Origin of the sequence: Luteibacter sp. 9135 (assembly GCF_000745005.1) — a bacterium.
In the GTDB taxonomy this organism is placed as follows: domain Bacteria; phylum Pseudomonadota; class Gammaproteobacteria; order Xanthomonadales; family Rhodanobacteraceae; genus Luteibacter.
Genome location: NZ_JQNB01000001.1, coordinates 1219912 through 1246702 on the forward strand (window position 1 = coordinate 1219912; position 26791 = coordinate 1246702).

15 protein-coding genes are annotated in these 26791 nt (G+C 68.1%); 9 read left to right on the forward strand and 6 right to left on the reverse strand.

Going from position 1 to position 26791, the window contains the following annotated elements; genetic code table 11:
• The first annotated feature begins 37 nt into the window (after positions 1 to 37).
• Positions 38 to 1999 carry an LTA synthase family protein gene (locus tag FA89_RS05290; RefSeq protein WP_036138914.1) on the forward strand — a complete coding sequence of 654 codons (1962 nt, stop codon included), beginning with the start codon at positions 38 to 40 and terminating at the stop codon, positions 1997 to 1999.
• Between the two features lie 69 nt (positions 2000 to 2068).
• Here FA89_RS05290 and FA89_RS05295 read toward each other — a convergent pair whose 3' ends face one another.
• The gene (locus tag FA89_RS05295) at positions 2069 to 2770 is read right to left on the reverse strand and encodes a pirin family protein (RefSeq protein ID WP_036138917.1); all 702 of its coding nucleotides are present in this window, start codon (positions 2768 to 2770) and stop codon (positions 2069 to 2071) included.
• 192 nt (positions 2771 to 2962) lie between these two features.
• On the opposite strand from FA89_RS05295, the gene FA89_RS05300 reads away from it, so the two are divergent.
• Positions 2963 to 3970 carry an LLM class flavin-dependent oxidoreductase gene (locus FA89_RS05300; RefSeq protein ID WP_036138919.1) on the forward strand — a complete coding sequence of 336 codons (1008 nt, stop codon included), beginning with the start codon at positions 2963 to 2965 and terminating at the stop codon, positions 3968 to 3970.
• Between the two features lie 4 nt (positions 3971 to 3974).
• A complete protein-coding gene (locus FA89_RS05305; RefSeq protein ID WP_036138922.1) occupies positions 3975 to 4427 on the forward strand; it encodes a putative toxin-antitoxin system toxin component, PIN family in 453 nt (150 codons plus the stop codon).
• On the opposite strand, the gene FA89_RS05310 is transcribed toward FA89_RS05305, so the two are convergent.
• Genes FA89_RS05310 through FA89_RS05320 form a run of 3 tightly spaced genes read right to left on the reverse strand, consistent with a single transcriptional unit; the run spans position 4402 to position 6425 of the window.
• Complete coding sequence (locus tag FA89_RS05310) at positions 4402 to 5049, reverse strand: DUF6348 family protein (RefSeq protein WP_036138924.1); 648 nt, start codon at positions 5047 to 5049, stop codon at positions 4402 to 4404. The two genes, FA89_RS05305 and FA89_RS05310, sit on opposite strands and share 26 nt — an antisense overlap.
• Positions 5050 to 5076: 27 nt before the next feature.
• Positions 5077 to 5907: a DUF72 domain-containing protein gene (locus FA89_RS05315; protein ID WP_036138926.1), complete on the reverse strand. Its 831-nt coding sequence runs from the start codon at positions 5905 to 5907 to the stop codon at positions 5077 to 5079.
• 20 nt (positions 5908 to 5927) lie between these two features.
• Positions 5928 to 6425, reverse strand: coding sequence for a hypothetical protein (locus tag FA89_RS05320; protein ID WP_036138928.1), 498 nt, complete (start codon positions 6423 to 6425; stop codon positions 5928 to 5930).
• Positions 6426 to 6587: 162 nt separating this feature from the next.
• On the opposite strand from FA89_RS05320, the gene FA89_RS05325 reads away from it, so the two are divergent.
• Positions 6588 to 7673, forward strand: coding sequence for a PepSY-associated TM helix domain-containing protein (locus FA89_RS05325; protein WP_036138931.1), 1086 nt, complete (start codon positions 6588 to 6590; stop codon positions 7671 to 7673).
• A gap of 27 nt (positions 7674 to 7700) precedes the next feature.
• Here the strand turns inward: FA89_RS05325 and FA89_RS05330 are convergent, their stop codons facing one another.
• Positions 7701 to 8597, reverse strand: coding sequence for an acyltransferase (locus FA89_RS05330; protein WP_036138934.1), 897 nt, complete (start codon positions 8595 to 8597; stop codon positions 7701 to 7703).
• A gap of 80 nt (positions 8598 to 8677) precedes the next feature.
• Positions 8678 to 11302 (reverse strand): DNA ligase D, encoded by a 2625-nt coding sequence (ligD, locus tag FA89_RS05335; RefSeq protein ID WP_036138935.1) that lies wholly within the window; start codon positions 11300 to 11302, stop codon positions 8678 to 8680.
• A gap of 138 nt (positions 11303 to 11440) precedes the next feature.
• Here ligD and FA89_RS05340 point away from each other — a divergent pair, with 138 nt between their 5' ends.
• The 5 genes from FA89_RS05340 to FA89_RS05360 all read left to right on the forward strand — a co-directional run bounded on the left by FA89_RS05340 (position 11441) and on the right by FA89_RS05360 (position 26762).
• Complete coding sequence (locus FA89_RS05340) at positions 11441 to 12409, forward strand: fimbrial protein (protein ID WP_036138937.1); 969 nt, start codon at positions 11441 to 11443, stop codon at positions 12407 to 12409.
• Positions 12410 to 12500: 91 nt separating this feature from the next.
• Complete coding sequence (locus FA89_RS05345) at positions 12501 to 14189, forward strand: copper resistance system multicopper oxidase (RefSeq protein ID WP_036138940.1); 1689 nt, start codon at positions 12501 to 12503, stop codon at positions 14187 to 14189.
• The gene (locus FA89_RS05350) at positions 14186 to 15004 is read left to right on the forward strand and encodes a copper resistance protein B (RefSeq protein WP_240003852.1); all 819 of its coding nucleotides are present in this window, start codon (positions 14186 to 14188) and stop codon (positions 15002 to 15004) included. The genes FA89_RS05345 and FA89_RS05350 overlap by 4 nt, the downstream gene beginning before the upstream one ends.
• A 209-nt stretch (positions 15005 to 15213) precedes the next feature.
• On the forward strand, positions 15214 to 25026 hold the full coding sequence (locus FA89_RS05355; protein ID WP_036138942.1) for a YDG domain-containing protein: 9813 nt from the start codon (positions 15214 to 15216) through the stop codon (positions 25024 to 25026).
• Positions 25027 to 25079: 53 nt separating this feature from the next.
• Positions 25080 to 26762, forward strand: a complete 1683-nt coding sequence (locus FA89_RS05360) for a ShlB/FhaC/HecB family hemolysin secretion/activation protein (protein WP_036143729.1) — start codon at positions 25080 to 25082, stop codon at positions 26760 to 26762.
• Positions 26763 to 26791 lie beyond the last annotated feature (29 nt).

The window sequence follows — 26791 nt, forward strand, 5'->3', positions numbered from 1 at the left end:
GGGCGTATCGACGACCGGCATTTTCCTGCGAGGCGTCATGACTCCTGTTTCGTCGGCCCCCGGTGCGCTCCGCCAGCGCTTCCGGCCGTTGGTCTGGTTCGGCATCCTGTTCGTCGGCGTGGCGTTCCTCGTCCGTCTCATCCTGCTGATCAAGACGGGACACGAGATACCGCCCAGCCCGGGCAAGTGGCTCTACCTCTTCCTGGTCGGCTTCGGCTACGACGTGGTGGAGTACGTCTATTTCGCGTGGCCGATGCTGCTGGTGCTCTGGCTGCTGCCCCGGCGTGCCTACGTGTCCCGCTGGGGCCACCGCATCTTCCTCGGTTTCTGTTTCATTCTCTCTTTCGTCGTGCTTTATCTCGGCGCGGCGGAGCTGGTGTTCTGGGGCGAGTTCAGCGCGCGCTTCAACTTCATCGCCGTGGATTACCTTGTCTACACCCACGAGGTGGTCGGCAACATTCGCGAGTCGTATCCGATCGTCACCTGGTCGCTGCTGCTGCTGGCGGCGACCATCGCCGTGGTGTTCTTCAGCCGGCGCATGCTCGCCGCGCGTGACGACGGCTCGCGTTTCGGTGCCCGCAGCCTCGTGGTGGCGGTGTGGCTGGTGCTCACCGTGGTGGTCAGCTTCGCCGTCGACGGCACCATGAAGGATCGCTCGGACAACAACTACGTGAACGAACTGGCTGGCAACGGCCCCTACCAGTTCGTGGCGGCGTTCCGCGAAAACGAGCTGGATTATGCGAAGTACTACCCGACCCTGCCGGACACGGCCATGTTCGCCAACCTGCGCAAGCAGCTGACGACGCCGGACGCCACGTTCGCCAGCGACGATCCGATGGACATCACGCGGCGCATCGCCGGCGACGGTACGGAGCAGAAGCTCAACGTGGTGCTGATCAGCGTCGAAAGCCTGTCGGGCGATTACGTCGAGGGCCTGGATGTCAGCAAGCACAAGCACCTGACCCCCAACCTCGACGCCCTGGCGTCGAAAAGCCTGTTCTTCAGCCAGCTGTATGCCAACGGCACGCGCACGGTGCGCGGGCTGGAAGCGCTGGCGCTCTCGGTCCCGCCGACGCCCGGCGAGTCCATCGTCAAGCGCCCGGACGACGAGAACCTCTGGTCGCTGGCCGACGTGTTCAATGGCAAGGGCTATACCTCCGAGTTCCTGTACGGCGGTTACGGCTACTTCGACAACATGAACCATTTCTTCGCCAGCAACGGCTACACGGCGGTGGACCGCAACGCCATCGACAGCAAGGACATCCATACCGAGAACGTCTGGGGCGTGGCCGACGAGGACCTGTTCACGCTGGTGATCAAGCGCATGGACGCCTCCTACGCGAAGGGCAAGCCGTACTTCGGGCACGTGATGACCACGTCCAACCATCGCCCGTTCACCTTCCCCGAAGGACGCGTGGCGTTGCCGCAGGGCCGTCGCACGGCGGCGGTGGCCTATACCGACTGGGCGCTGGGCGATTTCCTGAAACGCGCGGCGACCAAGCCATGGTTCAAGGACACCGTGTTCGTCATCACCGCGGACCATTGCGCCACCAGCGCCGGCAAGACCAGCCTGCCCGTGGATCGTTACCACATCCCGCTGTACATCTATTCTCCCGCGCACATCGCGCCGGGACGCGTGGATCGCCTGATGAGCCAGATCGACATCCCGCCGACCGTGCTGGGCCTGCTGCATTTCAGCTATACGTCGCGCTTCTACGGCTACGACCTGTTCAAGCTGGAGCCCGGGCGCGAGCGTGCCTTCATCAGCACCTACCAGGAGCTGGGCTACCTGCGCGGTGACACGCTGACCTCGCTGGTGCCGCGCCAGCCGGTGAAGCAGATGCTGCCGCAACGCGATACGGGCGATGCCACGCCCGTCACGTCTGTCAACCAGGCCGATGCGGACGCCGCGATCACCTATTACCAGTCGGCGGCCTACCTGTTCACCAAGGGCCTGATGAAGCACGGCGCGCCGCACCAGACGGCGGCCACGCCTTAGCCAGGCCACGCCGCGCTACGGCAGGCATGCCGTGGGTCGTCACGACCCACGGCATGCCTGCCGAGCCGGTTACGCCGCGGTATCGACCAGCACCAGCTCCGCATCCGTCGTTGCCGTGATGCTCAGCCGCGTCTCGTCGCGGATCGCCGCGCCGTCGCCCTTGTCCAGCACCTGCCCGTTGACCTGTACCGAACCGAAGGCCGGCACCATGTACGCATAGCGGCCTTCGCCCAGGGCGTACTCGATGGTCTCACCCGCCTTGACGCTGGCGCCGAGCACGCGGGCATCGGTGCGGATCGGCAAGGCGTCGCTGTCGCCCGGCATGCCGCTGGCCAGCGTGATGAACTGGCCCGAGCGCTCTCCCTTCGGGAACGGACGAGTGCCCCAGGACGGTGCCTTGCGCTCGCCGTCGGGAATGATCCAGATCTGGAAGATGCGCGTTGTCTCGTTTTCCGCGTTGTATTCCGCGTGGCGGATGCCGGTGCCAGCGCTCATCACCTGCACGTCGCCCGCTTCGGTGCGGCCCTTGTTACCCAGGCTGTCCTCATGGGTGATGGCGCCTTCACGCACGTAGGTGATGATTTCCATGTCCGAATGCGGGTGCGCCGGAAAACCCGTGCCCGCGGCGATGGTGTCGTCGTTCCAGACGCGAAGCGCACCCCAGCCCATGCGTGCCTCGTCGCGGTAGGACGCGAACGAGAAGTGATGCTTCGCGTCGAGCCAGCCGTGGTTCGCGCCACCGAGTGTGGCAAAGCGGCGAATGTCGATCATGTCGTGCTCCCCCGGCAATACCGGACTGGATGAGTGGATGGGTGCATTTTCCTCCTCCGCGCGCGCCACGGCGCATCGCTGGCCGAAACGGACTGTTTCCGTGGCGAGCCCGTGGGTTGCAATCCGGGCGTCCGCCGCCCATCTGGAATCATCGGCGGTTCGTCCGCCCCCTTATTGTCGAGGTGTGCTCGGATGATTCCGTTTTCGGTACTGGACCTTTCCCCCGTAGCGCGTGGTTCCACGCCGGGCGACTCGTTGCGCCACTCGCGCGACCTGGCCCGGCACGCGGAGTCGCTGGGCTTCCACCGTTACTGGCTGGCCGAGCACCACAACATGACCGGTATCGCCAGTGCGGCGACGGCCGTGGTGATCGGCTATATCGCCGAGGGCACGCACAGCATCCGCGTGGGCTCGGGTGGCATCATGCTGCCCAACCACTCACCGCTGGTGATCGCCGAGCAGTTCGGCACGCTGGCGTCGCTCTATCCGGGGCGGATCGACCTGGGCCTGGGCCGTGCACCCGGCACCGACCAGGGCACGGCACGCGCGCTGCGCCGCTCGATGGGCCCCAGTGACGACCGCTTCCCCGACGATGTGCAGGAACTGCAGATGTACCTCGGCCCGCAGCGGCCCGGGCAGACCGTGCGCGCCGTGCCCGGCATGGATACCAACGTGCCGCTGTGGCTGCTGGGCTCCAGCCTGTTCAGTGCCCAGCTGGCGGCGCACCTGGGGTTGCCCTTCGCCTTCGCCTCGCACTTCGCGCCGGACATGATGATGAAGGCGCTGGAGGTGTACCGGCACATGTTCCGGCCGTCCGAGGTGCTGGACAAACCTTACGCCGCGCTTGGCATCAACGTGGTCGCCGCGGATACGGACGCGGAGGCCCGCCGCCTGTTCACCTCGCAGCAGCAGGCGTTCTGGAACCTGCGTCGCGGCGCGCCGGGGCAGCTGCCGCCGCCGGTGAACTCGATGGACGGCGTGTGGACGTCCATGGAGAAGGCCCAGGTGGACCACGCGCTGTCCTGTGCCGTGGTCGGCTCGCCGGACACCGTGCGTGACGGCCTGGCCGCGTTCATCGCGCGCACGGGCGCCGACGAGCTGATCATCACCGCGCAGGTCTTCGATCACGAGGCGCGCAAGCGTTCGTACACCCTCGTGGCCGAGCAACGCGACGCCCTGGCCGAACGCGCCGCGGCCTGAGCGCGTGCGCATCGTGCTCGACACCAATGTGTGCCTGGATGCGTTCGTCTTTGCCGACCCGAGCGCGGCGGCGCTGGTCGAGGCCATGGCGTCGGGGACGCTGCACGCCGTGACGCGTCCGGATTGCCGGGACGAGTGGCTGAAGGTGCTCGACTACCCTGCGTTGAAGCTGGATCCGCCGCGCCGGGCGGCCGCCGTGGCCGCCTTCGATCGCCTGGTCATGCTGTTGCCGCATGAGGCCACTGCCACGAGGCTTCCGCGCTGCCGTGACCCGGACGACCAGAAGTTCCTGGAGCTGGCGTCGACCGCTGGCGCGGGCCTCCTGTTCTCGCGCGATGCGGAAGTGCTGAAGCTGGCACGACGCGCCGCGCGCGACAGCGGGTTCCGGATCCTGCGTCCGCAAGACTGGTCGCCGGAACCCCTGCCTTGCCTTAGTCCCGCGGAACCAGCGCGATGAGGTTGCGCAGGCTGTAGTAGTGGTCGTGCCGTGGCCAGTCCACGGAGGCGATGGCCTTGTGCCCCGCGGCCCACGGCTCGTTGTCCAGCAGCACCTCGATCTTGCTGCTGCCGTCGCCCACGTTGCCGTAGAACACGCGGATCCAGTGCACGTCGTCGGTCAGCGGGGCCGTGGCGATCGCGGCCTCCAGTGCGGAGAAGCCTTCCTCGGGAATCTCTACCGGTGCGTCTTTCTCGCCGCGCACCGTGAAATCGCCCACGTAGAGGGTAAAGCGCTGCGTTCCGGCGGACACTTCGCGCACGTCCAGCTTGTCCTTGTCCACGGTGTGCCAGCAGGCCGCCAGCACGACGTAGAAATCGTTGCGCGCGAAGCTGTCCAGCGCGTCGCGGCAACCGGCCTTGCCGCCGCCGTTGCCACCGAAGCTTTCCTCGATGGTGCGTTCCTCGTCGAGGACGATATCGATGTCCAGGCGGCCCATGCCGCCCTCCTTGCCCTCGTGCCAGATGCCGCGCAGCGCCGGGTAATCGTCGCCTTCGGTAAGCAGCCAGTCCTCGTCGGGCTCGAGCGGGATCGCGTGTTCGGCAAAAAGGTCGATCAGGTGGTTCTGGATAAGTCGGTCCATGGGTCGTCCGGTGGGGGAATGGGAGGATTATGCGTCTTCGACGCGCTTGCCGAGTGCGACAGCCGCAGCGGGGTTGCGTTCCTTCGCGGCGGAAATGAAATACACGAACACGTCGCGGCCTGGGCCGGGCGCCAGCGCCTCGCACACGTGTGGCAGGTCGGTCGGATCGCCGCCGGCTTGCCAGTCGCTCGCATGCGACGCCCATGCCTTCAGCTCCCTGGCGGGATAGCCGTTCGTCTCCTTCGCCCGGCTGCGCATCAGACGCGCGTACACGAAGGGCCCCGTGAGGTCGGCGAACGACGGATGGTCGGGCGAGTCGGTGAACACGGTGGCGACACCGCGCTGGCGCGCCAGGGCCAGCCAGGCCGGGTCCATGAAGCTGTCGTGGCGCACTTCCACGGCATGGCGCAGGGCCAGGCCGCCGTGGCGGTCGGGCAGGAGGTCGAGGAAGGCGGTCATGTCGTCGGGATCGAAACGCCGCGTCGGCAGGAACTGCCAGAGCACGGGGCCCAGTCGATCGCCCAGGCCCACCGCACCGTCGAGGAACCGGCCGATGCGCTCGCCGGTGCCCGCCAGCGCGCGGCTCTGCACGATGTGCCGCGGCGCCTTCACCGAGAAGACGAACCCGTCAGGGGTCTCCGCCGCCCAGCGACGGTAGATATCGATCCCGGGCGAGCGGTAGTAGGTGCCGTTGATCTCGATGGTGGACACCTGCCGACTGGCGTACTCCAACTCGCGCTTTTGCACCAGGTCGTCGGGATAGAACAGCCCGCGCCAGGGCACGTAGGTCCAGCCGCCCATGCCCGTGCGGACATGGCCGGAGGCCCGCGGCGTCGCGGGGGAACGTCGGGTCGCCATGGTCGGAGCCTCCGGGAGGGTCAGCTCAGCGCGGTGGGCTGCTCGAACGGCAGGTCGATGGCGCCGGTGGCGCGGATCTCGCGCTGCGACCGTTCCAGCGCATCGCCCTCGCCGTCCACCACCACGAGGATGCGGCCGGCCTCGATCTCGCCCTCGAATTTCTGGCGCACCGGGTCCGGTGCGGAGGCGCCCATCAGCGCACTGGTCCATGCGCCGACCAGGGCGCCCGCCGCACCCGCCGCCACCGCGCCGGCGATGGTCACGCCCAGCGGGGGGATCGCCATGGCGACCAGGCCGGCCAGGATGCCGGTGGCGCCACCTTCGGCCAGCCCACGCGCGGCAGCGGGGGCGAAGTCGGAGTGCTCGTCCTTGCGGTGCTCGGGAATGGCATCCAGCTCGATGTCGTGCCGCGCGATGAGCGACAGGTCCGCGTCCGGAATGCCCGCATCGCGGGCGGCGCGCATGGCTGCGCGTGCCTGATCCAGACCGGACGTGCTGTAAACGTGGCGGGTCTTCATCGCATGTTCCTCGGGCACATGGGTTGGCCATCCTTCCGCTCGTGGGGTCGACCCGGTGTGACGGCAGGGTCAATCGCCGGATGCCCGCGTGCTTGTCGCGTTTGATTCGAGAATCATTCGCACTTACGATGACGGCCTTTCCAGCCCCGTCGGACCGTCACCATGGCAGCTCACCCGCGCCGGCTACGCCGCTGGCTGAAGACGCTGCACCTGTGGCTGGGCCTCACGCTGGGGTTGCTGCTGGCGCTGGTGACCCTGTCGGGCAGCGTGCTGCTGTTCGAGCAACCGCTGTTCGCGGCCATGCACCCCATCCTGGTCGCGCGTCCCCTGCCGGACCTGGCGACACAGGGCCACTCGCTGTCAGCGATGCTCGCCACACCCGCGGCCAAGAGTTGGCGGGGGGTGTCGCTGCCCGACCATGACCTTCCCGTATGGCAGGCCCAGGAACGCGGCGGCAGCCGTACCTATTACGACGCCACCACCGGCGCGCTGCTACTGCGGCGCACGCAGGCCGGCGATCCCTTGCTGGTGTTGCTCGACTGGCACACGCACCTGCTGGGCGGTGAGCTAGGCGAAACGGTGCTCGGCGTGGTGGCCTGCACGGGGTTGTTCATGCTGTTTTCGGGCGTCTGGCTTTACTGGCCCGGACGCCAGCGCGCGCTCAGGCACCTCCGGCCGCACACCCAGCCGCCGCTGCTGCGCTGGGCGAGCTTCCATCGCGCGGTGGGTGTCGTCGCCCTGCCCCTGCTGATCGTGATGATCGGTACCGGCACCACGATGGCGTACCGGGGCGCCGTGCGTAACGGGCTGGCGGCGGCCTTCGCCGAGCCGGCGCGCCCCCGGCCGCCGAAAACCGTGCCGGTGCAGGGGCCGGTGGACTGGGCGGCCGTGCTCGTGGCGGCCCAGGCCGCTGCGCCCGATGCGGCGATCACCCGGCTGATGCTTCCGTCGAAGGACAACGGCACGGTGGTGGCGCGCATCCGGCGCCCCGGCGAATGGAACCCCGCCGGGCGCAGCACCCTGTGGATCGATCCGCGGACGGCCACGGTGATCGGGAGCGACGATGCCACGACGCTGGGCACCGGCAGCCGGCTGGCCAACGCCCTGTTCCCGATCCATTCCGCCGCCGTGGGCGGCCTGACGTGGCGCATCGTGGCTTGTATCGGCGGGCTGCTGCCCACCTTCCTGCTGGTCACCGGGGTGCTGTTCTGGCGCCGTCGGCTGAAGCGCCCCGCCGCCACGGGTTGACTGCGGACGGCGCCGGTCGGCCCGCGATCAGCCTTGCACGGCCAGCGTGGCCGCGATGCGCGCATCCTTCTCGGCCCACAGCGCGTTGATCCACGCCTGGAACTGCGCGCGGAAGGCGGCGTCGCCTTCGTAATCGCCCCGCATGGCCGCCGGAATGGGCAGCCGGCGGATGTGCACGCGCACCTCGCGGATGCGGCCGGCAATCATGTCCATCATGGACGTGGGGCCGTCCGGATAGACGATGGTCACGTCGAGGATCTGGCGGATCGCCTCGCCCATGGCATCGATGACGAACGCCACGCCGCCGGCCTTCGGGCGGAGCAGGTGCGTATAAGGCGAGCCTTGGGCATCGTGCTTGGTGCGGGTGAAGCGGGTGCCCTCGGTGAAGTTCATGATCGCCACGGGCAGGTGGCGGAATTTCTCGCAGGCGCGGCGCGTGGCTTCACGATCCTTGCCGCGCAACTCCGGACGCGCTTCGATCTCCTGGCGCGAATGCCGCTTCATGAACGGAAAATCCAGCGCCCACCAGGCGGGCCCCAGCAGCGGCACCCAGATCAGCTGGCTCTTGAGGAAGAAACGCATGAACGGAATGCGCCGGTTGAACACCTTCTGCAGCGCGGGGATGTCAACCCAGCTCTGGTGGTTGCATACCACGAGGTAGTTCTCGCGCGGGCTGAGGCCCTGGTCGCCTTCCACGCGCCATTGCGTGCGGGTGAACACGCCGAACATCCAGCCGTTCACGCCCAGCCAGCTTTCCGCGATCCCTACCAGCACGCGCGACACGGCGTGACGAAACCCGCGCAGCGGCACGATGAGGCGGATCACCGTCAGCAGCAGCAACGGCGTGACGTGCAGCACCGTGTTGACGAGCAGCAGCAGGCAAGCGAGGGGAATGCGCAAAAAGGCGGGAAGCGAGGCGAGCATGAAGGGCCGGCTTGGTGAGGATGCCGCAGTTTACCCCCTGCACGCCCGTGGGTAAGTGACCCCGCGCAGGTCCGGGTGGGTCACTTACCGGCGAGTTTGCGGTTGACGGCGGCGAGGTCCTGGCGAAGTGTGTCGATCCCGTCCCAGGGGTCCTTCTTCAACCGGGCCAGGCGCTTGGGCACCGAGTGGATATCGAACGCCGCACCGGAGCGCACCTTGCCCAGTTCCTCCCAGCGTAGCGGCACGGCCACCGGCGCGCCGGGGCGGGAACGCAGCGAATAGGACGCCACGGCGGTGGCGCCCCGCCCGTTGCGCAGGTAATCGACGTAGATCCTGTCCTTCCGGAGCCGCTTGGCGGCGGTGGCGACGAACTCCAGCGGATGCGCCTCGGCCAGCGCGTCGGCGAAGCCCCGTGCGAAGGCCTTGACCTCCTTCCAGCCCGCGCCGGGACGCAACGGCACGACTACGTGCAGGCCCTTGCCACCGGTGGTGCGCACGAACGAGGTGAGGCCCAGTTCGGCCAGGAAGCCCCGGGTCATGCGTGCCGCCGCCACGACGCGCGCCCAGGCCACGCCGTCGCCGGGGTCCAGGTCGAACACCACGCGATCCGCGCGGTCGGCATCGTCCACGTGCGAGCCCCACGGGTGGAATTCCACGGCGCCGAACTGCACCAGCTCGATCACGCCCGCCGCATCGCGCGGGTAGAGGTAATCCGCCGTGGCCCCGGTTTCTTCCTTTAGGCGCGCGACGCCGACGTGGTCCAGGCCCGCCATGACGTGTTTCTGGAAAAAGCAGGGTGAATCGATACCGCCGGGGCAGCGAATGGTCGACGTGGGGCGATCGTGGATACCCGGAAGCAGCCACGCCATCACGGCCTTGTAGTAATCCACGACGTCCTGCTTGGTCAGCCCGTCGGCAGGGAACACCTTCCGATCCGGATGCGTGATGACGACGGTATCGGGATCGGCGGCCGGAACAGGGGCATGGCCGGTGCGTCGCTCCGCTGCCGGTTTCCCCGTCGCCCGCGGGGACGGCTTCGTGGCCTTCTTGGCGGTAGCCTTGTTTGCGGCTGTCCTCTTGCGGGTAGCTTTCGGCGCGTCACGATCGCTGTCGCGAAGGTCGTCGGGTGACTTGTCCATACGCAGTGTCCTCAAGCTGGGCTGGCGCAGCAGATCCTTGTTGCCGATGCCGCGGTAGTACACCTCGGCCACCACGGTGGGCGGGACCCACAGGGCGCCGCGGAGCATGGTGTCCACCGCGTCGATGCGGACCGTCGGTGTCTTCGATCCACCCTTGGCAAGGGTGTCGCCCAGCTCACGCAGCATCGCGTCGGTGAAGCCGGTGCCGACACGGCCCGCGTATGTCCAGCCGCCGTCCGGATCGGGGCGGGCCAGCAGCAGCGAACCGAACGACAGCCGCGAGCCCTTGGCTGGCGTGTAGCCGACCACGGCGAATTCGTCGCTTTCCAGCCGCTTGATCTTCTGCCAGTCGTCGCCGCGACCGCCGCGGTAACCACCGTCGACGCGCTTGGCGACGATGCCTTCCAGCTTCTGTGCCATCGCCATGGCGAACACGTCGTCGCCGTGGCCCACGGTATGCGAACTGAGGTTGAGGTGGGCCGGCGCATGGGCGAGCATGCGCGCGAGCAGCGCCTTGCGTTCGATCAGCGGCACGCGGCTGAGGTCATGGCCCTGCAGGTAAGGCAGGTCGAACACCATGTACACCAGCGGGGCATGCGCCTCGCCCGACAACGTGCGTTGCAGTGCGTTGAAATCGCTGCGGCCCTCGCTGTCCAGGGCGATCAGTTCGCCGTCCAGCCGCGCACTGTCCAGGCCCAGCGCATCGATAGCCTGGACGATCTCCGGCACGCGATCGTTCCACGGCAGGCCGTTGCGCGACCACAGGTGGGTGGCACCGTCGGCCACGGCGGCCACGATGCGGTAGCCGTCCCATTTCACCTCGTGCAGCCATGCATCGCCCTGCGGCGGGGTTTCACGCAAGCGCGCCAGTTGCGGGGGGAAGAAATCGCCGGATGCGCGGGCCTCGCGCGCGCCGCCCAGTGCGGCCGCCGCCTTGGCGAGGCTTGCCGCGGATACGCGGCGTGTCGTCGGGGTCGCCTTCCGGCGCGCCGTGGAGCGGCTCGCGGCGGCACGGGTGGCGGGTGTCTTCGCCGCCCGCCGGGTGCTTTCGCGCATCGTGGCGTCGAGCAGGTCGTCGGCCTCCACCTCGCCGGCATAGGCGTCATCGACCTTGATCAGGAACCACGCCGGCTGGCGCTCCTTCCTGCCGCTGCGGACCAGGTGCCAGCGGCCCTTGAGACGCTCGCCGAACAGTTCGAACTCCAGGTGGCCCTTGGCCAGCTGGGCTTCCGCATCGCCACGCGTTGCCCAGACGCCTTTGTCGAACAGGTCGACATGCCCCTTGCCGTAGCCTTCGTCGATGTCGCCCTCGAAGTCCGCGTACGACACCGGATGGTCCTCGACTTCCACGGCCAGGCGTTTGACCTTCGGGTCGTAGCTGGGGCCCTTCGGCACCGCCCAGCTGCGCAGGGCGTCGCCCACCTGCAGACGAAAATCGAAATGCCGGCGCGACGCGTGATGCAGCTGCACCACGAAGATGGCGCGGCCGCCGCGTGCCGAGTCTTCCGGCGCCGGTTCACGGGTGCGCCCGAAGTTCCGCTTGCGCTTGTACTCGTGCAGGCTCATGCCCGGATCATTGGTGAGCCCCGGTGAATGGGCCGTGCAGCGGGCATAGCGCCGACATCCCGATTTCAGAACCGTCGTATGGGGTCGCCCGGGGCACGCGAGCACAGTTAAGGCAGCCCTCTTCCACGCGGTGCACCCATGTCGACCCGTCCTGCTCCTGCTTTCGTCCTCGCCCCTTTCGCTACCGTCTCCTTTGCCTTCGCCTGCCTCGTCGTCTCGCCGGAAGCTTTCGCGGGCTGCCTGTCGCATCCCTCGCAGGGCATCGCGCAGCCGTTGTCTTTCGGCACCGTGTCCGTCGCGGCGGATGCGCCCGTCGGCGCGGTGATCGCCGAACGAACAACGGCCGCCTGGAGCTCGCCCGCCTTCAAATGCGTCAAGCCGAGGCGTACGGGCAGCCTGGCCCTGTTCAACACGCCGGCCGCGGGAGGCGATAACGTCCGCGCCACCAACCTCCCCGGCGTGGGCATCCGCGTCTACTTCTACAACAGCAACTATGGGGAACGCGTACTGCCGGAGAGCGAATTCATTCCCTGGATATTCAAGGCCCAGCTGACCAACGCGCATTTCCGCGTGCAATTGATCAAGACGGGGGCCATTCCCGCCGGCGGCAGCCTCCTCTACGGCACGCTGGCCCACGCCGGCTACGACGACCAGGCGCAGGTCCGGGTCGACCTCGTTCAGGGCCGCGTCGAGCCGCAACGCCCCACCTGCGCCTTCGCCGCCAAGCGGCTGGTGTTTGCCCTGGGCAAGGTGGATGCGCGCGATCTCGCCGTGGCCGGCAGCAGCGCATGGGCTACGCAGTCGCTGGTGGTCACCGGCTGCACGGGTGCCACCCAGATACTGATGACCTTCCGTGGCACGCCCGATACGCGGCAGGCGTCGCTATTCCAGCTCGATGGGTCCGGGGCGGCGGGCGGGGTGGCGGTGGAACTGCGCAGTGTCGATCCCGATGTGCAGGCCATCCCCAACAGTCCTGCGCCCCTGGTGCTGCCCGCGCAGCGCGAAGGGCAGGCGTTCGGTTTCCGCGCCCGCTACCGCACCACGGGTGCCCCCTTGGTGCCGGGTACCGCCAACGCCCGCATCACGGTCAACGTCGCCTACCGATAACCCCGCGGCGGCGCGCGGAGCCACGTCCAGAGTTGTCGCCACGCGCCCGCCGTGGCTAGGCTGTCCTTCGATCGTCACGAAGCCTCTGCCCATGCGCCGTCCCGCCGCTCCCACCGTGCACCTGCCCCGCCGCCGTTTCGTGCAGGGGCTGACCGTCGCCGGCATCGGTTTAGGTGCCGGCGTCGTTCGGCCCGTATCCGCCACCCGCGCAATGGCACCGGTGGCGCCGCTGCGCGGCAGCACGATGGATCTGGAAGTGTGCGAGGCAGCGGTGGACTTCACCGGCCGTGCGCGGCGCGCCGTCACCGTCAACGGTGGCGTGCCCGGCCCCACCCTGTACTGGAAAGAAGGCGACACGGTGCAGTTGCGCGTGCACAACCGGCTGGACGTCGTGTCGTCCATCCACTGGCACGGGCTGATCGTGCCGGCCGACCAGGACGGCGTGCCGGGCCTGAGCTTCGACGGCATTCCCGCGGGCGGCAGCTTCACCTACCGCTTTCCGCTGAAACAGTCGGGCACCTACTGGTACCACTCGCATAGCCGCTTCCAGGAACAAAGCGGACTGTACGGTGCCATCGTCATCGCACCCAGGGACGGCGAACGCCATGCGGCCGAGCGCGACCACGTCCTGCTGATCAGCGACTGGACCGACGAAGACCCGGAGCGGGTCTACGCGAAACTGCGCACGCGTAGCGACGTCTACAACACCGGTCGCCCCACGGTGGGCGACTTCCTGCGGGACGCGCGCGATAAGGGTTTCGGCGATGCCATGGCCCTGCGCCGCATGTGGAACCGCATGCGCATGAACATGACCGACCTGGCGGATGTCTCCGGCGCCACCTACACCTACCTGATCAACGGTGCGCCGCCCGCCGCCAACTGGACCGGCCTGTTCACCCCCGGTGAGCGGGTGCGCCTGCGCGTGGTCAACGGGTCGTCCAACTCCATCTTCGACCTGCGCATCCCGGGGCTGCGCCTGCGCGTGGTCGCCGCCGACGGGCAGGACATCGTGCCGGTCGAGGTGGACGAGCTGCGCCTCTCGGCGGCCGAGACCTACGATGTCATCGTCACGCCGACGGAAGATCGCGCCTACACCATCATGGCGCAGTCCATCGACCGCTCCGGCTACGCGCGCGCCACGCTGGCGCCGCGTCAGGGCATGACCGCGCCGGTGCCGCCGCTGGATCCGCGGCCCCGTCTGGCCATGCGCGACATGATGGGCGCCATGGCGGACGACGCCGACCAGGGCGGCGACATGGTCATGGCCGAGCACGCACGGGCCGAGTACGGCCCCGGTGTGGACATGCGGGTGGACATGCCGCGCACCAACCTCGATGACCCCGGTGTCGGCCTGCGCGAGCGTCCCCATCGCGTGCTGACCTACGCCGACCTGCATACCCTCGGTGGTGCGCTGGATACGCGCGCGCCCGGGCGCAGCATCGAACTGCACCTCACCGGCAACATGGAACGCTACACGTGGTCGTTCGACGGGCTGCCGTACTCCGCGGCAAAGCCGGTGCACTTTCGCGCCGGTGAGCGACTGCGCGTCACGCTGGTCAACGACACGATGATGAACCACCCGATCCACCTGCACGGCATGTGGAGCGAGGTCGAATCGCCCTCGGGCACCTTCCAGGTGCGCAAGCACACTGTCAACGTGCAGCCGGCGCAACAGGTCAGCTATGCCGTCACGGCGGACAACCCCGGGCGCTGGGCCTTCCACTGCCACATGCTTTACCACATGGAGGCGGGCATGTTCCGCGAGGTGGTGGTCTCGTGACGCGGTGGATCGTGGGGTCGCTGCTCGCCCTCGCCCCGTGCCTGGTCCAGGCGCAATCGAGCATGGGCGAGATGTCGATGGACTCGATGCAGGGCGGTAGCGCGCCGGCCACCGCGCGTAGCGGCGACTGGTCCGACGGGGTAGCGCCGATGTCGGCGCACGGCATGTCGATGATGAACATGGACGACAGCTCGGCGTCCGGGACATTACTGCTGGACCGCCTGGAATCCTTCGCGGGACAAGGTGCGCATGGGCAATCGTGGGAGGCCCAGGGCTGGTACGGCAACGACCGCGACAAGCTGGCCTTTCGCAGCGAGGGCGATCGCGCCGACGGTTCCACCCGCGGCGACGCCACGCTCGCGTGGAGCCACGCGGTAGCGGCCTTCTGGGACGCCCAACTGGGCGTCCGTCACGACCTCGGGGCCGGACCGGAGCGCAACTGGGTGGCGGCGGGTGTGCAGGGGCTCGCCCCATACTGGTTCGAGATCGAGGCCACCGCCTACGCGGGGCCCGGCGGGCGCACGGCCGCACGCTTCCGCGCGGAATACGAGCTGCTGTTCACCCAGCGGCTGATCCTGCAGCCCGAGATCGAAGTAAACGCGTATGGCAAGGACGACGAGGCTCGCGGTATCCGCGCGGGCTTATCGGGCGTCGAAGCAGGGCTGCGGCTCCGCTACGAAATCCGCCGCTCGGTGGCGCCCTACGTCGGCATCGCCTGGGAACACCTGACGGGCGGCACGGCGGATCTGGCCGCCGGCCAGGGGCGTCGTGTCACCGATCGACGATGGGTGGCCGGCATCCGCCTGTGGTTTTGATCCGGGCGTAACCCCCCGAATCGGTCGGTTCCTTCACATATTAATTGTGACGTGGATCACATTCGTAATTTAATATTGCCGAAAATGCGCTGACTCCTTCGAACGAGCCGCGCCGAGTCCAGGGGGCTCCCGACATCCGTCGTTCCGCTCGGCTTCCTTGCCGGGTGCGCCCCTGCGTGTGCATGCGCCCCGAAACCAAGGTTGTAAGAATGAATCGCATTTATCGCCTGTGCTGGAACGTCGCCACCTCACAGTGGGTGGCCGCCAGTGAACTCGCCCGTGGCAGCCGCCCCGCCGTAACGGGTACGACAACCCGGACAGGCAGCCCTCGGACATCGTCGATCGCACTGGCCATTGCCCTGGCGCTGGGCGCCGGCGTGGTGCATGCCGGCCAGACCGGCGGCCAGGTGGCCGCGGGCGTGGGCACGATCCACCAGGACGGCTCTGTCACCACGGTCAACCAGACCAGCCAGCGTCTGTCGCTGAACTGGCAGAGCTTCGACATCGGTGCGAACGAGACGGTCAACTTCGTGCAGCCGGGCCGTGATGCCATCGCGGTGAATCGGATCCTCGGCAACAAGGCATCCGACATCTACGGCCACCTCAACGCCAACGGGCAGGTGTGGCTGATCAATCCCAACGGCGTGCTGTTCGGGGAAGGCGCGCAGGTGAACGTGGGCGGCCTGGTGGCCTCCACGCTCGACACCTCCGACGACGCTCCCGGAACCTCGTTGCGCCGTTTCAGCGGCGACGGCAAGGGCAGCATCGTCAACAAGGGCAGCCTGCGTGCTGCCAGCGGTGGTTACATCGCCCTGCTGGGCAATACCGTCTCCAACCAGGGGACGGTGTCGGCGCAGCTGGGTACGGTGGCCATGGGTGGTGGCAGCGCCGTGACCCTGACCTTCGACGGCAGCCGCCTGATGCACCTGCAGGTGGACCGCAGCACGCTGGATAACCTGGTGGAAAACCGCCAGCTGGTGCAGGCCGATGGCGGCCGGGTGTTCATGACCGCCGGCGCGGCGGATTCGCTGCTGGCCAGCACGGTGAACAACACCGGCGTGGTACGCGCGCAGACGGTCGAGAACCGCCACGGCCAGATCGTCCTGCTGGGCGGTATGGCCGCCGGCCATGTCGAGGTGGCCGGCACGTTGGACGCCAGCGCCCCGCACGGCGGCGACGGCGGCAGCATCGAGACGTCCGGCGCCTTCGCCCACATCGGCGCGGCCACCATCACCGCCGCCGCGCCCAAGGGCACCGCGGGCGCGTGGCTGGTCGATCCGTACGACCTGACCATCGACAGCACGGCAGCCGGCACGATAGCCAGCACCCTCAACGGCGGCACCAGCGTCACCGAGCAGACCACCGCCACGGGTGCCAGCGGCGCCGGCGTGCAGAACGCCTCCGGTGCCGGTGACATCACCGTCAACGCCCCGATCAGCTGGAATAACGCCTCGGCCACGCTCACGCTGGACGCGTACCGCGCGGTGAACGTCAACAGCGCGATCACCGGCGCGGGCACCGTGGTCATCAAGGCCAACGGCAACGGCGGCAACGGCAACATCACGCTGGGCAGCTCGGGCACGATCGCCGGTGGCGCGGGCGTCACGCTCACGGCCGCGAACAACTTCGTCAACAACGCGGGCTCCGCCGCGCTCTCCTCGGCCTCCGGCACGTGGCGCGTCTACTCCGCCAGCCCGTCGACGGACACCCGCGGCGGCCTCACGCCGCAGTTCATCCAGTACAACGCGACACCCGGCACCACGGTGCAGGGCGCGGGCAACGGTTTCCTCTACGCGCTGGCGCCCACCGTGGCGATCACCGGCCTGACCGGTACGGTGGAGAAAACCTACAACGGCACGACGTCCGCGTCGCTGGCCGATGCCAACTTCAGCAAGACCGGCCTCGTCGACGGCAACACGATGGCTGTCGTGAGCGGCACCTACGCCGGCAAGGATGCGGCCAGCGGCATCCAGGTGACTGCACCCTCGGCCACCTCGGCCTACACGTTCACCGACGCCACGGGTGCGGTGCCCGTCTATGGGTACACCGTGACCGGCACCGGACGGACCGCCGCCATCGGCGTCATCGATCCGCGACAGCTCGGCATCGCCATCGTCAACAACCCGACCAAGACGTACAACGGCACGCGCACCGCGACGCTGGTGGCCGGCAACTACCAGACCAGCGGACTGGTGTCGGGCGAGGGCATCAGCTTCAGCCAGCCCAACAGCGTGGCCTACGACGCGGCCAGCGCCGGCGCCACCAACGTCACCGCCAACTTCGTGGCCTCCAATTTCGTGGCCGCCAACGGCACGAAGCTGTCCAACTACGTGCTGCCCAGCGTCGCCACGGGCATGGGTACGATCAACAAGGCCAAGGTCCAGCTGTCCGGCCTGATCGGCACCGACAAGACCTACGACGGCAGCACGGCCGACACGCTCGACATCTCGCACGCCACCATTTTCGGTGTGATCTCGGGTGACACGGCGGATGCCACGCTCGATACCGCCGCCGGCAGCGGCGCGTTTGCCGATGCCAACGTCGGCAACGGCAAGGCGGTGGGAGCCATCGGCTTCCGGCTGGCCGGCAACAAGGCCTCCAACTACGACCTTGTGCTGCCGACGGACATCACTGCGGCGATCACGCCGCGCACCCTGACAATCCAGGGCGTGTCGGCCACGGGCAAGGCGTACGACGCGACGACCTCGGCGGCGCTTGCGCTCGCCAACCCGCAGCTGATGAACCTGGTGGCCGCCGACCAGGGCGCCATCTCGCTGGTGACCACCGGTGCCACCGGCAACTTTGCCACGAAGAACGTCGGCACCGGCATCGCCGTGGCCGCGAGCGGTTTCTCGCTGGCCGGCAACAGCCTGGGCAACTACACCCTCACCCAGCCCGCCGGCCTGACGGCGGACATCACGCCGCGCCGCCTCGACCTGTCCATCGTCAACAACCCCACGCGTACCTACAACGGCACCACCACCGCCAACCTCGCCGAGAGCAATGTGCAGGTGGCCGGGCTTCAGGGGGGCGAGACCGCCAGCGTGAAGCAGGCATCGTCGGCGTCCTACGATAGCGCCAACGCCGGTGCGCGCACGGTCACCGCATGGCTCGAAGGGTCCGACTTCACGCTGGGCAACGGCGCGTCGCTGTCCAACTACACCTTCGACAGCACCGTCGTCGGTGCCGGCAGCATCGCGCAGGCACCGCTGACCTGGACCATCGTCGGCAACCCCGCGAAGCAGTACGACGGCACCACGGCGGCGACGCTCGACACGAACAACTACCGGGTCTACGGGTTCATCGCCGGCGAAGGCGCCACGGTGACGCAGACCGCCGGCACCTACAGCGACAAGGACGTAGGCACGCGCGGCGTCACGGCCACCGTGGGTAGCGGCGACTTCGCCGCCACGGGCGGCACGCTGCTCTCCAACTATGTGCTGCCGACCAGCATCAGCGGCTACGGCACGATCACCCCGCGCGACCTGGGTGCGCTGTCGGTGGTGATCAGCGGGCACCCGACCCGGGCCTACGACGGCACCACCGTTGCCACCCTGATCGCCGGCAGCGCCAACAGCAGTGGCGATTACACCCTCACGGTGAACGATTCCTCCAAAGCGTTCGCGCCCGGCGAAGGCGTCTACATCACCAAGACCACGGGTACCTACGCCAGCAAGAACGTCGGCAAGCAGCCGGTGTCGGTGTCGCTGGCCGACAGCGACTACACCCCGTACGGCGGCACCAGCTTGTCCAACTACACGCCGCTGCCGACCTCGGCGTACGGCACGGGCGAGATCACCCCGGCGCAGCTGACCGCGGCGATCATCAACACGCCGACCAAGGTCTACAACGGCACCACGTACATGTCGCTGGCGGCCACGGATTACGCCATCTCCGGTTTCGCCAACAACGAAGGCGCACAGATCGTGCCGTCCAAGCTGGTCGCGTTCGATACGAAGAACGTAGGCACCGGAAAAACCATCACGGCGCAGATGGCGACCACGTCCTATCTGGCCAACGCGGGTACGGACCTGTCCAACTACACGCTGGACTTCACCGCCGAAGGCCCGGGATCGATCACGGCTGCGCCGCTGTACATCCTGGGTGTATCGGCGCAGAACAAGACCTACGACACGACCGCCGCGGCCACGCTCAATAGTGCCGGGGCATCGCTGCTGGGTCTGGTCTCCACCGACACCGATACCGGCAAGGTCACGCTGGCCAAGGGCACCACCGGCACCTTCGCCACCGGCGATGCCGGTACCGGCATCGCCGTAACGCCGAGCGGCTTCTCGATCTCCGGCAGCGAAGCGGGCAACTATGCGTTGCAGCCGTTGACCGGCCTTACCGCCACCATCAGTCCGTATACGCTGTCGATCAGCGGTGTCTCGGCCGTCAACAAGGTCTACGACGCCACGACCGCGATCGGCCTGGATACGAGCAACGGGGCCCTGCACGGTGTGTTCGCCAGCGACGCGGGCAACGTGGCGCTGGATACCTCCAGCGCCGGCGGCAGCGTGCGCTCGGCGAACGCCATCTCGGGCCAGGCGGTCACCGTCTCCGGGCTGGGGCTGAGCGGTAGCCGTTCCGCCAATTACCGCGTGGACCAGGTCAGTGGTCTGACTGCCGATATCGCCAAGCGCACGGTGACCGCGTCGATCACTGGTAACCCGACCAAGCCGTACGACGGTTCGAATTCCGTCACGCTGCTTGCTTCCGACTACACGCTTAATGGTTTCGTCGGCATGCAGAGCGCGACCATTCCGCAGTCGTCGACGGCGAACTACCTCGACGTGAACGCAGGCAGCAACGTCGGCCTGAGCTCCACGCTCTCGGTCTCGGACTTCGTCGCCGGCAGCAACACCAACCTGGCCAACTACAGCCTGCCCACCGCCGCCAGCGGCACGCGGGGCACGATCACGCCGTTCATCGTCAACCTCATGGGTACGCGCGTCTACGACGCCACCGTGCATGCCGATGCGTCGCTGTTCACCAGCGGCGGCACCGTGGCCGGCGTCAACGGCGAGACACTGACGCTGACCGGCTCCGGCAACCTGGTGACGAAGAACGTGGGCGCGCAGCGCGCGTTCGCCGACTTCGGCACGCTGGCACTGGGCGGTAACGGTGGCAGTACCGCCAGCAACTACACGCTGGCCGGCGGCATCGATTGGGTGACGATCACCCCGGCCGCGCTCACCGTCATCAATACCACCGCGGCGGACAAGGTGTACGACGGCAACACCGTGGCGCAGCTCAGCGGTGCACAGCTGGCCGGTGTGCTCGGCAGTGACACCGTGAGCCTTGATGGCGCGACCACGACGACAGGCACGTTCGCCAGCAAGAACGTCGGCACGCGCAACGTCACCACCGCCATGCAGGTCACCGGCAGCGACGCCGCCAACTACGTCGTGGTGCAGCCCACCGGAATCTCGGCGGCGATCACGCCCAAGGCCATCACGGCCACGGCCACCGCGCAAAACAAGCAGTACGACGGCACCACCGCCGCGACCACGGCGCTGGCCTCGTCGGGCGTGGTGACCGGCGACAACGTGACGTTCGCCGATACGTCCAGCACGTTCGACGGCAAGGACGTGGCCAATGGCCGCACCGTCACCGTGTCCGGCATCACGGCCGGCGGCGGTGACGCCGGCAACTACTCGCTGGGCAATACCAGCGCCACTACCACGGCCAACATCACGCCGCGCGTGCTCACGCTGACTGGCAGCCGCGTCTACGACGCCGGCACGTCTGCGGCGGCGAGCACCCTGGTGCTGGGCAACCTGGTATCCGGCGAGTCGCTCGTACTGGGCGGTGCCGGCACGCTGGGCAGCAAGAACGTCGGCGTGTACCGCAATGGCTCCGGTTTCGATAACACCGGACTGACCCTTGCCGACAACGCCGGTCTTGCTTCCAACTACACGCTGGCCGGCGGCGCCGATCGCTACACGGTGACCAAGGCGGCGCTGACCGTGAGCGGCACGACGGCGGCGAGCAAGATCTACAACGGCAACCGCGACGCGGCCCTGACGGGCTCGCAGCTCAACGGCGTGCTGGGCAGCGACGACGTCAGCATGACCAACGCGGCGCTGGGCACGTTCGACACCAAGAACGTCGGCACCAACAAGGTGGTCACCATCGCCATCGGCCTTGCTGGCGGCGACATGGGCAACTACAGCCTGTCGCAGCCGACCAACGTGCGCGCGGACATCACGGCGAAGTCGATCGCCGTGACCGCGACGGGCGTCGACAAGGTCTACGACGGCACCACGGCGTCCGCCGCCACATTGGGCAGCAGCGACGTCGCCACCGGCGACAGCGTGAGCTTCAGCGCCGGCACCAATACGTTCGATACCAAGGATGTCGGTACCGGCAAGACGGTGTCGCTGACGGGCATCGTTGCCAGTGGCACCGATGCGGCCAATTACACCCTGGCCAATACCACGACCACCACCTCGGCTGCGGTCACGCCCTTCGTCATCAACCTGACCGGCACGCGCGTGTACGACCGTACCACCGCCGTGGCGGCGACGTTGTTCGGCAGCAACGGCGTGCTGAATGGCGCCAACGGCGAGACGCTGACGTTGGGTGGCAGCGGTGTCACCAACGCGAAGAACGTGGGCACCTACAACCGGGCCGCCAACGGCACGGGCACGTTGTCGCTGGGCACCCTGGCGTTGACCGGCAACGGCGGCGCCAGCGCGGGCAATTACACCCTGACCGGCGGTGTGGATCGCCTCACCATCACGCCGTACGCGCTCACCGTGGCTGCCACGGGCGTGGACAAGGTCTACGACGCCAACCGCAATGCGACCGTCACCCTGGCTTCCGGTGGGGTGTTCACGGGCGACACGGTGAACCTGGCGTACGGCACGGCGCTGTTCGGCGACAAGAATGCCGGCACCGGCAAGACCGTGTCCGTCGGTGGCATCGCCGCCTCGGGTGCGGACGCCGCCAACTACACGGTCAACACCACCGCCAGCACCACGGCCACCATCACGCCGAAGGCCATCGCCGGCAGCATCGTGGCGGACGGCCGCGCCTACGACACCACCACGAACGCGACCACCCACGGCAGCCTGTCCGGTGTGATCGTCGGCGACAGCCTGTCGTACGCCTCCACGACCGGCAGCTTCCTCGACAAGACGGCCGGCACGGGCAAGACGGTGAACGTTTCCGGCGTGCTGACCGGTGCCGACCGCAACAACTACGTGGTGACGACCAACGCGACGACGACCGCGTCGATCGCCAAGGCGGCGATTGTCGTCGGCACCACGGCCAGCAACGAGGTATACGACGGCACGTCCGGCGCCGTGACCTCGCTGGTCAAGAGTGGCGTGCTCGGCAGCGATGTCGTGGACTTCACCAGCGCGGGCGCCAGCTTCAGCGATGCCAACGCAGCCAATGGCAAGACGGTCACCACCACCGGCATCGCCGGCAGCGGCGCCGACGCCGGCAACTACACGTGGAACACCGTCTCGACGACCACGGCGAACATCACGCCCTATGTCATCAGCCTCACCGGCAGTCGTGTGTATGACGGGTCGGACGCGATCGCCGCGGGCGTGCTGTCCACCAATGGCCGCGTTGCCGGCATCAACGGCGATGCACTGGCGCTCTCGGGTGCCGGCGCGGTGGCCGACAAGAACGTGGGTAATGCCAAGTTGCTGACATCGCTGGGGACACTGGCCCTGGTGGGCACCGGCGGCTCGATTGCGACCAACTACACACTGATCGGCGGTACGCATACGGCCAGCATTACGCCCAAGGCGATCACCGGCAGCATCCTGGCAGACGACCGCACCTACGACGGCACCACCCACGCCACGACGCACGGCACCCTCTCGGGTGTGGTCGCCGGCGACGATCTGCGCTACACCGGCACGAGCGGCAGCTTCGCCGACAAGAACGCGGGTGCGGGCAAGACGGTCACGGTGTCCGGCGTGCTCGGCGGCGCTGACCTGGGCAACTACACGGTAGCCGCCAACAACGCCACGACGGCATTGATCGCCCGTGCGGCGATCCAGGTGGACACGACGGCCGCCGACAAGGTCTACGACGGCACCGATACCGCGACCACGGTGCTGGCTCCGACCGGCATGCTCGGTGGCGATGTGGTGACCTTCAGCAGCACGGGTGCCCACTTCAGCGACGCGAATGCGGCCACGGGCAAGACGGTGACCACGTCGGGCATCGCGGCGTCCGGAGCCGATGCGGCCAACTACCTCTGGAACGCGGCCTCCACCACCACGGCGTCCATCACGCCCTACGTGATCAGCCTGCAGGGCACGCGCATCTACGACGGCTCCACTACCGTGGCGGCGGATAGCTTCGGGCCCGGCGCGCAGGTGGCCGGGATCAACGGCGACACGCTGACCCTGTCGGGCATCGGTGCCGTCGGCGACAAGAACGTCGGCACGCAGAAGGCGGTGACGTCGCTGGGCACGCTGGGCCTGCAGGGCAACGGCAGCGCGCTCGCCGGCAACTACACGCTGCTGGGTGGCACGCACACGGCCACGATCACGCCGAAGCAGATCGTCGTCGACGCCACGGGTACCAGCAAGGTCTACGACGCCAACACGCTGGCGACGGCCGCGTTGTCGTCCACGGGTATCGTGTCGGGCGACCAGGTCGCCTTCACGGCCGCCAGCACGCGTTACGACACGAAGAACGTCGGCAACGGCAAGGCGGTGACGGTAGGCGGTATCGCCGCTTCGGGTGCCGACGCGGGTAACTACGCGATCAACACCGCGGCGGTGACGACCGGCGACATCACGCCGTTGGCCATCACGGGCACGATCGCCGCGGATGGCAAGACCTACGATGGCACCGCCGCGGCGCAGACGCATGGCAGCTTTGTCGGCACGCTGGCCGGCGACGACCTGGGCCTGACCACGCAGGGTGCGTTCACCGACAAGAACGCCGGCACAGCCAAGCGGGTGGATGTCGGTGCACAGCTGACCGGGGTCGATGCCGGCAACTACGCCCTGACCACCAACGCCGCCACCACGGCCGACATTCGCCAGGTCGTCCTCGACCTGGCCGGCACGCGGGTGTACGACGGGACGACGCTCGCTGGGGCCGGTATGTTCGGCGACCACGGCGTGCTCGGCGGCATTGCCGGCGAATCGCTCACCCTGTCCGGTAGCGGTGGACTGGCCACCCGCAACGTGGCCACGGATCGTCCGCTCGCGTCGCTGGGCACGCTGGCCCTGACCGGCAACGGCGCCACGCTTGCCGGCAACTACACGCTGGCCGGTGGCCGCGACGTCGCCACGGTGACGCCGCTGGGCATCACGGCGGCGGTCACGGCCGACGACAAGGTGTACGACGGCAACGCCTCAGCCCTCACCCGCGGTTCGCTGGGTGGCGTGGTGGCGGGTGACGATGTGCGCCTGTCCACGCTGGGCCAGTTCGTCGACAAGAACGCCGCTAACGGCAAGTCGGTGACCGTGGCGGGGCGCATCGACGGTGGCGACGCCGGTAACTACGTGCTGTCCTTCAATCCGCTCACCACTGCCAGCATCGTGAAGCGGTCGGTGACGGTGGCCGCGCAGGGGACTGACAAGTTCTTCGACGGCAGCCGCAACGACACGGTGCGCCTGAGTGCCGACGGCATCCTGCCGGGCGACCAGGTGGGCTTCGCGGCGGGCAGCGCGACGTTCGCCGATCCGACAGTCGGCCTTGGCAAGTCGGTGCAGGTGAGCGATATCGCCGCAAGCGGCGCGGATGGTGGCAACTACGCGTTCAACACCACCACCCAGACCCAGGCGAGCGTCCACCAGAACGCGTCGCAGGGTGCGTCCGCCACTGCGCTGACCCAGATCGATGCGGTGCTGAACCCGGAGTCCATCGCCACCCCGTATGGCGTGGCCTCCAATGTCACCGTCGGCCAGTACTCGGGCAACCACAAGAAGACGCGCCAGCCCGTGGAGAAGAACGTGCAGCGTGCGGATTTCACGCCCGGTCTTTCCCTCCAGGTGGTGGAAGGCGGCGTGCGCCTGCCGGCGGATGCGATGCACTGATGCATCGCATCGCCACCGCCGACCCCATTCAACCCCTTCGTACCGGTCAATCGATGAACACTGCTTTGCTTCCCTCGCGCACCGTGAACCTCCTGGGCGCGTGCATCCTCTTCGCCCTTGCCGGCGGCGTTCATGCGCAGTCTTCCCGCGCACCGCAGGCTGGCGACCTGCTGCGGCAGGTGCCCACGGCGCCGCAGCCCGCCCGGGGTAACGACACCGGCCTCGAGGTGGCGCCTGCCCCCGCCGTGGCGACCGCGGACAGCGCCCCGTTTCACGTCACCACCATCGAAGTCACCGGGGCCACGCTGCTGCCCGCTGCCGAACTGCATGCCCTGGTAGCGACCGGTGAGGGCAGCGATCTCACGCTGTCCCAGCTGCAGGCGCTGGCGGCGAAGATCACCGCCGCCTATCGCGAAAAAGGCTACCCGCTGAGCGTGGCCTATGTGCCGGCGCAAACGCTGTCCGGCGGCACCGTGCGCATCGCGGTGCAGGAAGCGCGGCTGGGCAAGGTCACGCTGGAAAACCACAGTCGCACGCACGACGCACCGTTGCAGGCCACGCTCGACCCGCTCACCTCGGGCATGCCGATCTCCACGCACGGTTTCGATCGCAGCCTGCTCCTGCTCGGCGACGTGCCCGGCGTGACGGAAACCTCGGTGCTGCGGCCCGGCGATCAGCCTGGTACGTCCGACCTGGCGGTGCGTACCGACGACCGGCCGCGCTACACCGGCCTGGTGGCCCTGGACGACTACGGCAACCGGTACACGGGCCGCGTGCGTGCCACCGGTACGTTCAGCGTCAACAGCCTGCTCCACCAGGGCGACGTGCTGGACCTGACTGCGCTGAGCGCCGGCGCCAACATGAATTACGGGCGCGTGGGGTATCGCTACCTGCTCAACGGCCAGGGCACCGTGGTCGGTGCCGCCGTGTCCACGCTCGATTACAAGCTCAAGGGCGACCTGCGTGTGCTCGACGCGCATGGCACGGCCCAGGTGGCCAGCGTGTTCGTCAGCCACCCCTTCATCCGCAGCGCCCAGGGCAATCTGTACGGCCAGCTGGGTTACGACCGTCGCCGTCTCAACGACATGGTGGACGTGGTCGCGGTGCGGACCCGGCGGCACACACAGGGCTGGACGGCGACGCTTGCCGGCGACCAGCGCGACGCCCACGGCGTGACCAACTTCAACCTGGCCGCCACGTACGGCATGCTCGGCTTCGACGACGCGTTCGCCGAATTCGTCGATGCGGTGAGTGCGCGGACCAAGGGTCATTACCTTAAGTATTCGTTCTCCATCGCGCGGTTGCAGCAGCTGTCCGAGAACAACGCGCTGTACGTCGGCTTCCAGGGCCAGTGGGCCAACCGGAATGTCGACACGGCCGAGCAGTTCTATCTCGGCGGCGCGAACAACGTGCGCGGCTACGATACCGGTGCGCTCGCCGGTACTCAGGGACAGATGGTCAACCTTGAGTATCGTCGTACGCTGAACATTGGCGCGCCGGGCAACTGGGTGGCCCTGGCCTTCGTCGACGGCGGCCGTGTGTCGATTTACAAGGATACGTTCGCGCCGGGTACCAACAGCGTGCACATGCAGGATGCCGGCCTCGGCCTGCGCTGGCTGGGCGACGACCAGTGGTCGGTCAGCGCCGATGTGGCGCATCCGATCGGGGCGCGGCCGGCCATCCTCGGGCAGACGCACGATGTGCGCGCCTGGGTGCAGGTGCAGAAGGGCTTCTGACGGGCTGGACGCGCTGTTGACGGGGTAGG

Bases quoted from the DNA above. Each gene is read 5' to 3' on its own strand.
- FA89_RS05315 (WP_036138926.1), bottom strand. From the start codon at position 5,907: ATGGCGACCCGACGTTCCCCCGCGACGCCGCGGGCCTCCGGCCATGTC.
- FA89_RS05300 (WP_036138919.1), top strand. From the start codon at position 2,963: ATGATTCCGTTTTCGGTACTGGACCTTTCCCCCGTAGCGCGTGGTTCC.
- FA89_RS05290 (WP_036138914.1), top strand. From the start codon at position 38: ATGACTCCTGTTTCGTCGGCCCCCGGTGCGCTCCGCCAGCGCTTCCGG.
- FA89_RS05360 (WP_036143729.1), top strand. From the start codon at position 25,080: ATGAACACTGCTTTGCTTCCCTCGCGCACCGTGAACCTCCTGGGCGCG.
- ligD (WP_036138935.1), bottom strand. From the start codon at position 11,302: ATGAGCCTGCACGAGTACAAGCGCAAGCGGAACTTCGGGCGCACCCGT.
- FA89_RS05345 (WP_036138940.1), top strand. From the start codon at position 12,501: ATGCGCCGTCCCGCCGCTCCCACCGTGCACCTGCCCCGCCGCCGTTTC.
- FA89_RS05355 (WP_036138942.1), top strand. From the start codon at position 15,214: ATGAATCGCATTTATCGCCTGTGCTGGAACGTCGCCACCTCACAGTGG.
- FA89_RS05320 (WP_036138928.1), bottom strand. From the start codon at position 6,425: ATGAAGACCCGCCACGTTTACAGCACGTCCGGTCTGGATCAGGCACGC.
- FA89_RS05340 (WP_036138937.1), top strand. From the start codon at position 11,441: ATGTCGACCCGTCCTGCTCCTGCTTTCGTCCTCGCCCCTTTCGCTACC.
- FA89_RS05325 (WP_036138931.1), top strand. From the start codon at position 6,588: ATGGCAGCTCACCCGCGCCGGCTACGCCGCTGGCTGAAGACGCTGCAC.
- FA89_RS05330 (WP_036138934.1), bottom strand. From the start codon at position 8,597: ATGCTCGCCTCGCTTCCCGCCTTTTTGCGCATTCCCCTCGCTTGCCTG.
- FA89_RS05310 (WP_036138924.1), bottom strand. From the start codon at position 5,049: ATGGACCGACTTATCCAGAACCACCTGATCGACCTTTTTGCCGAACAC.
- FA89_RS05295 (WP_036138917.1), bottom strand. From the start codon at position 2,770: ATGATCGACATTCGCCGCTTTGCCACACTCGGTGGCGCGAACCACGGC.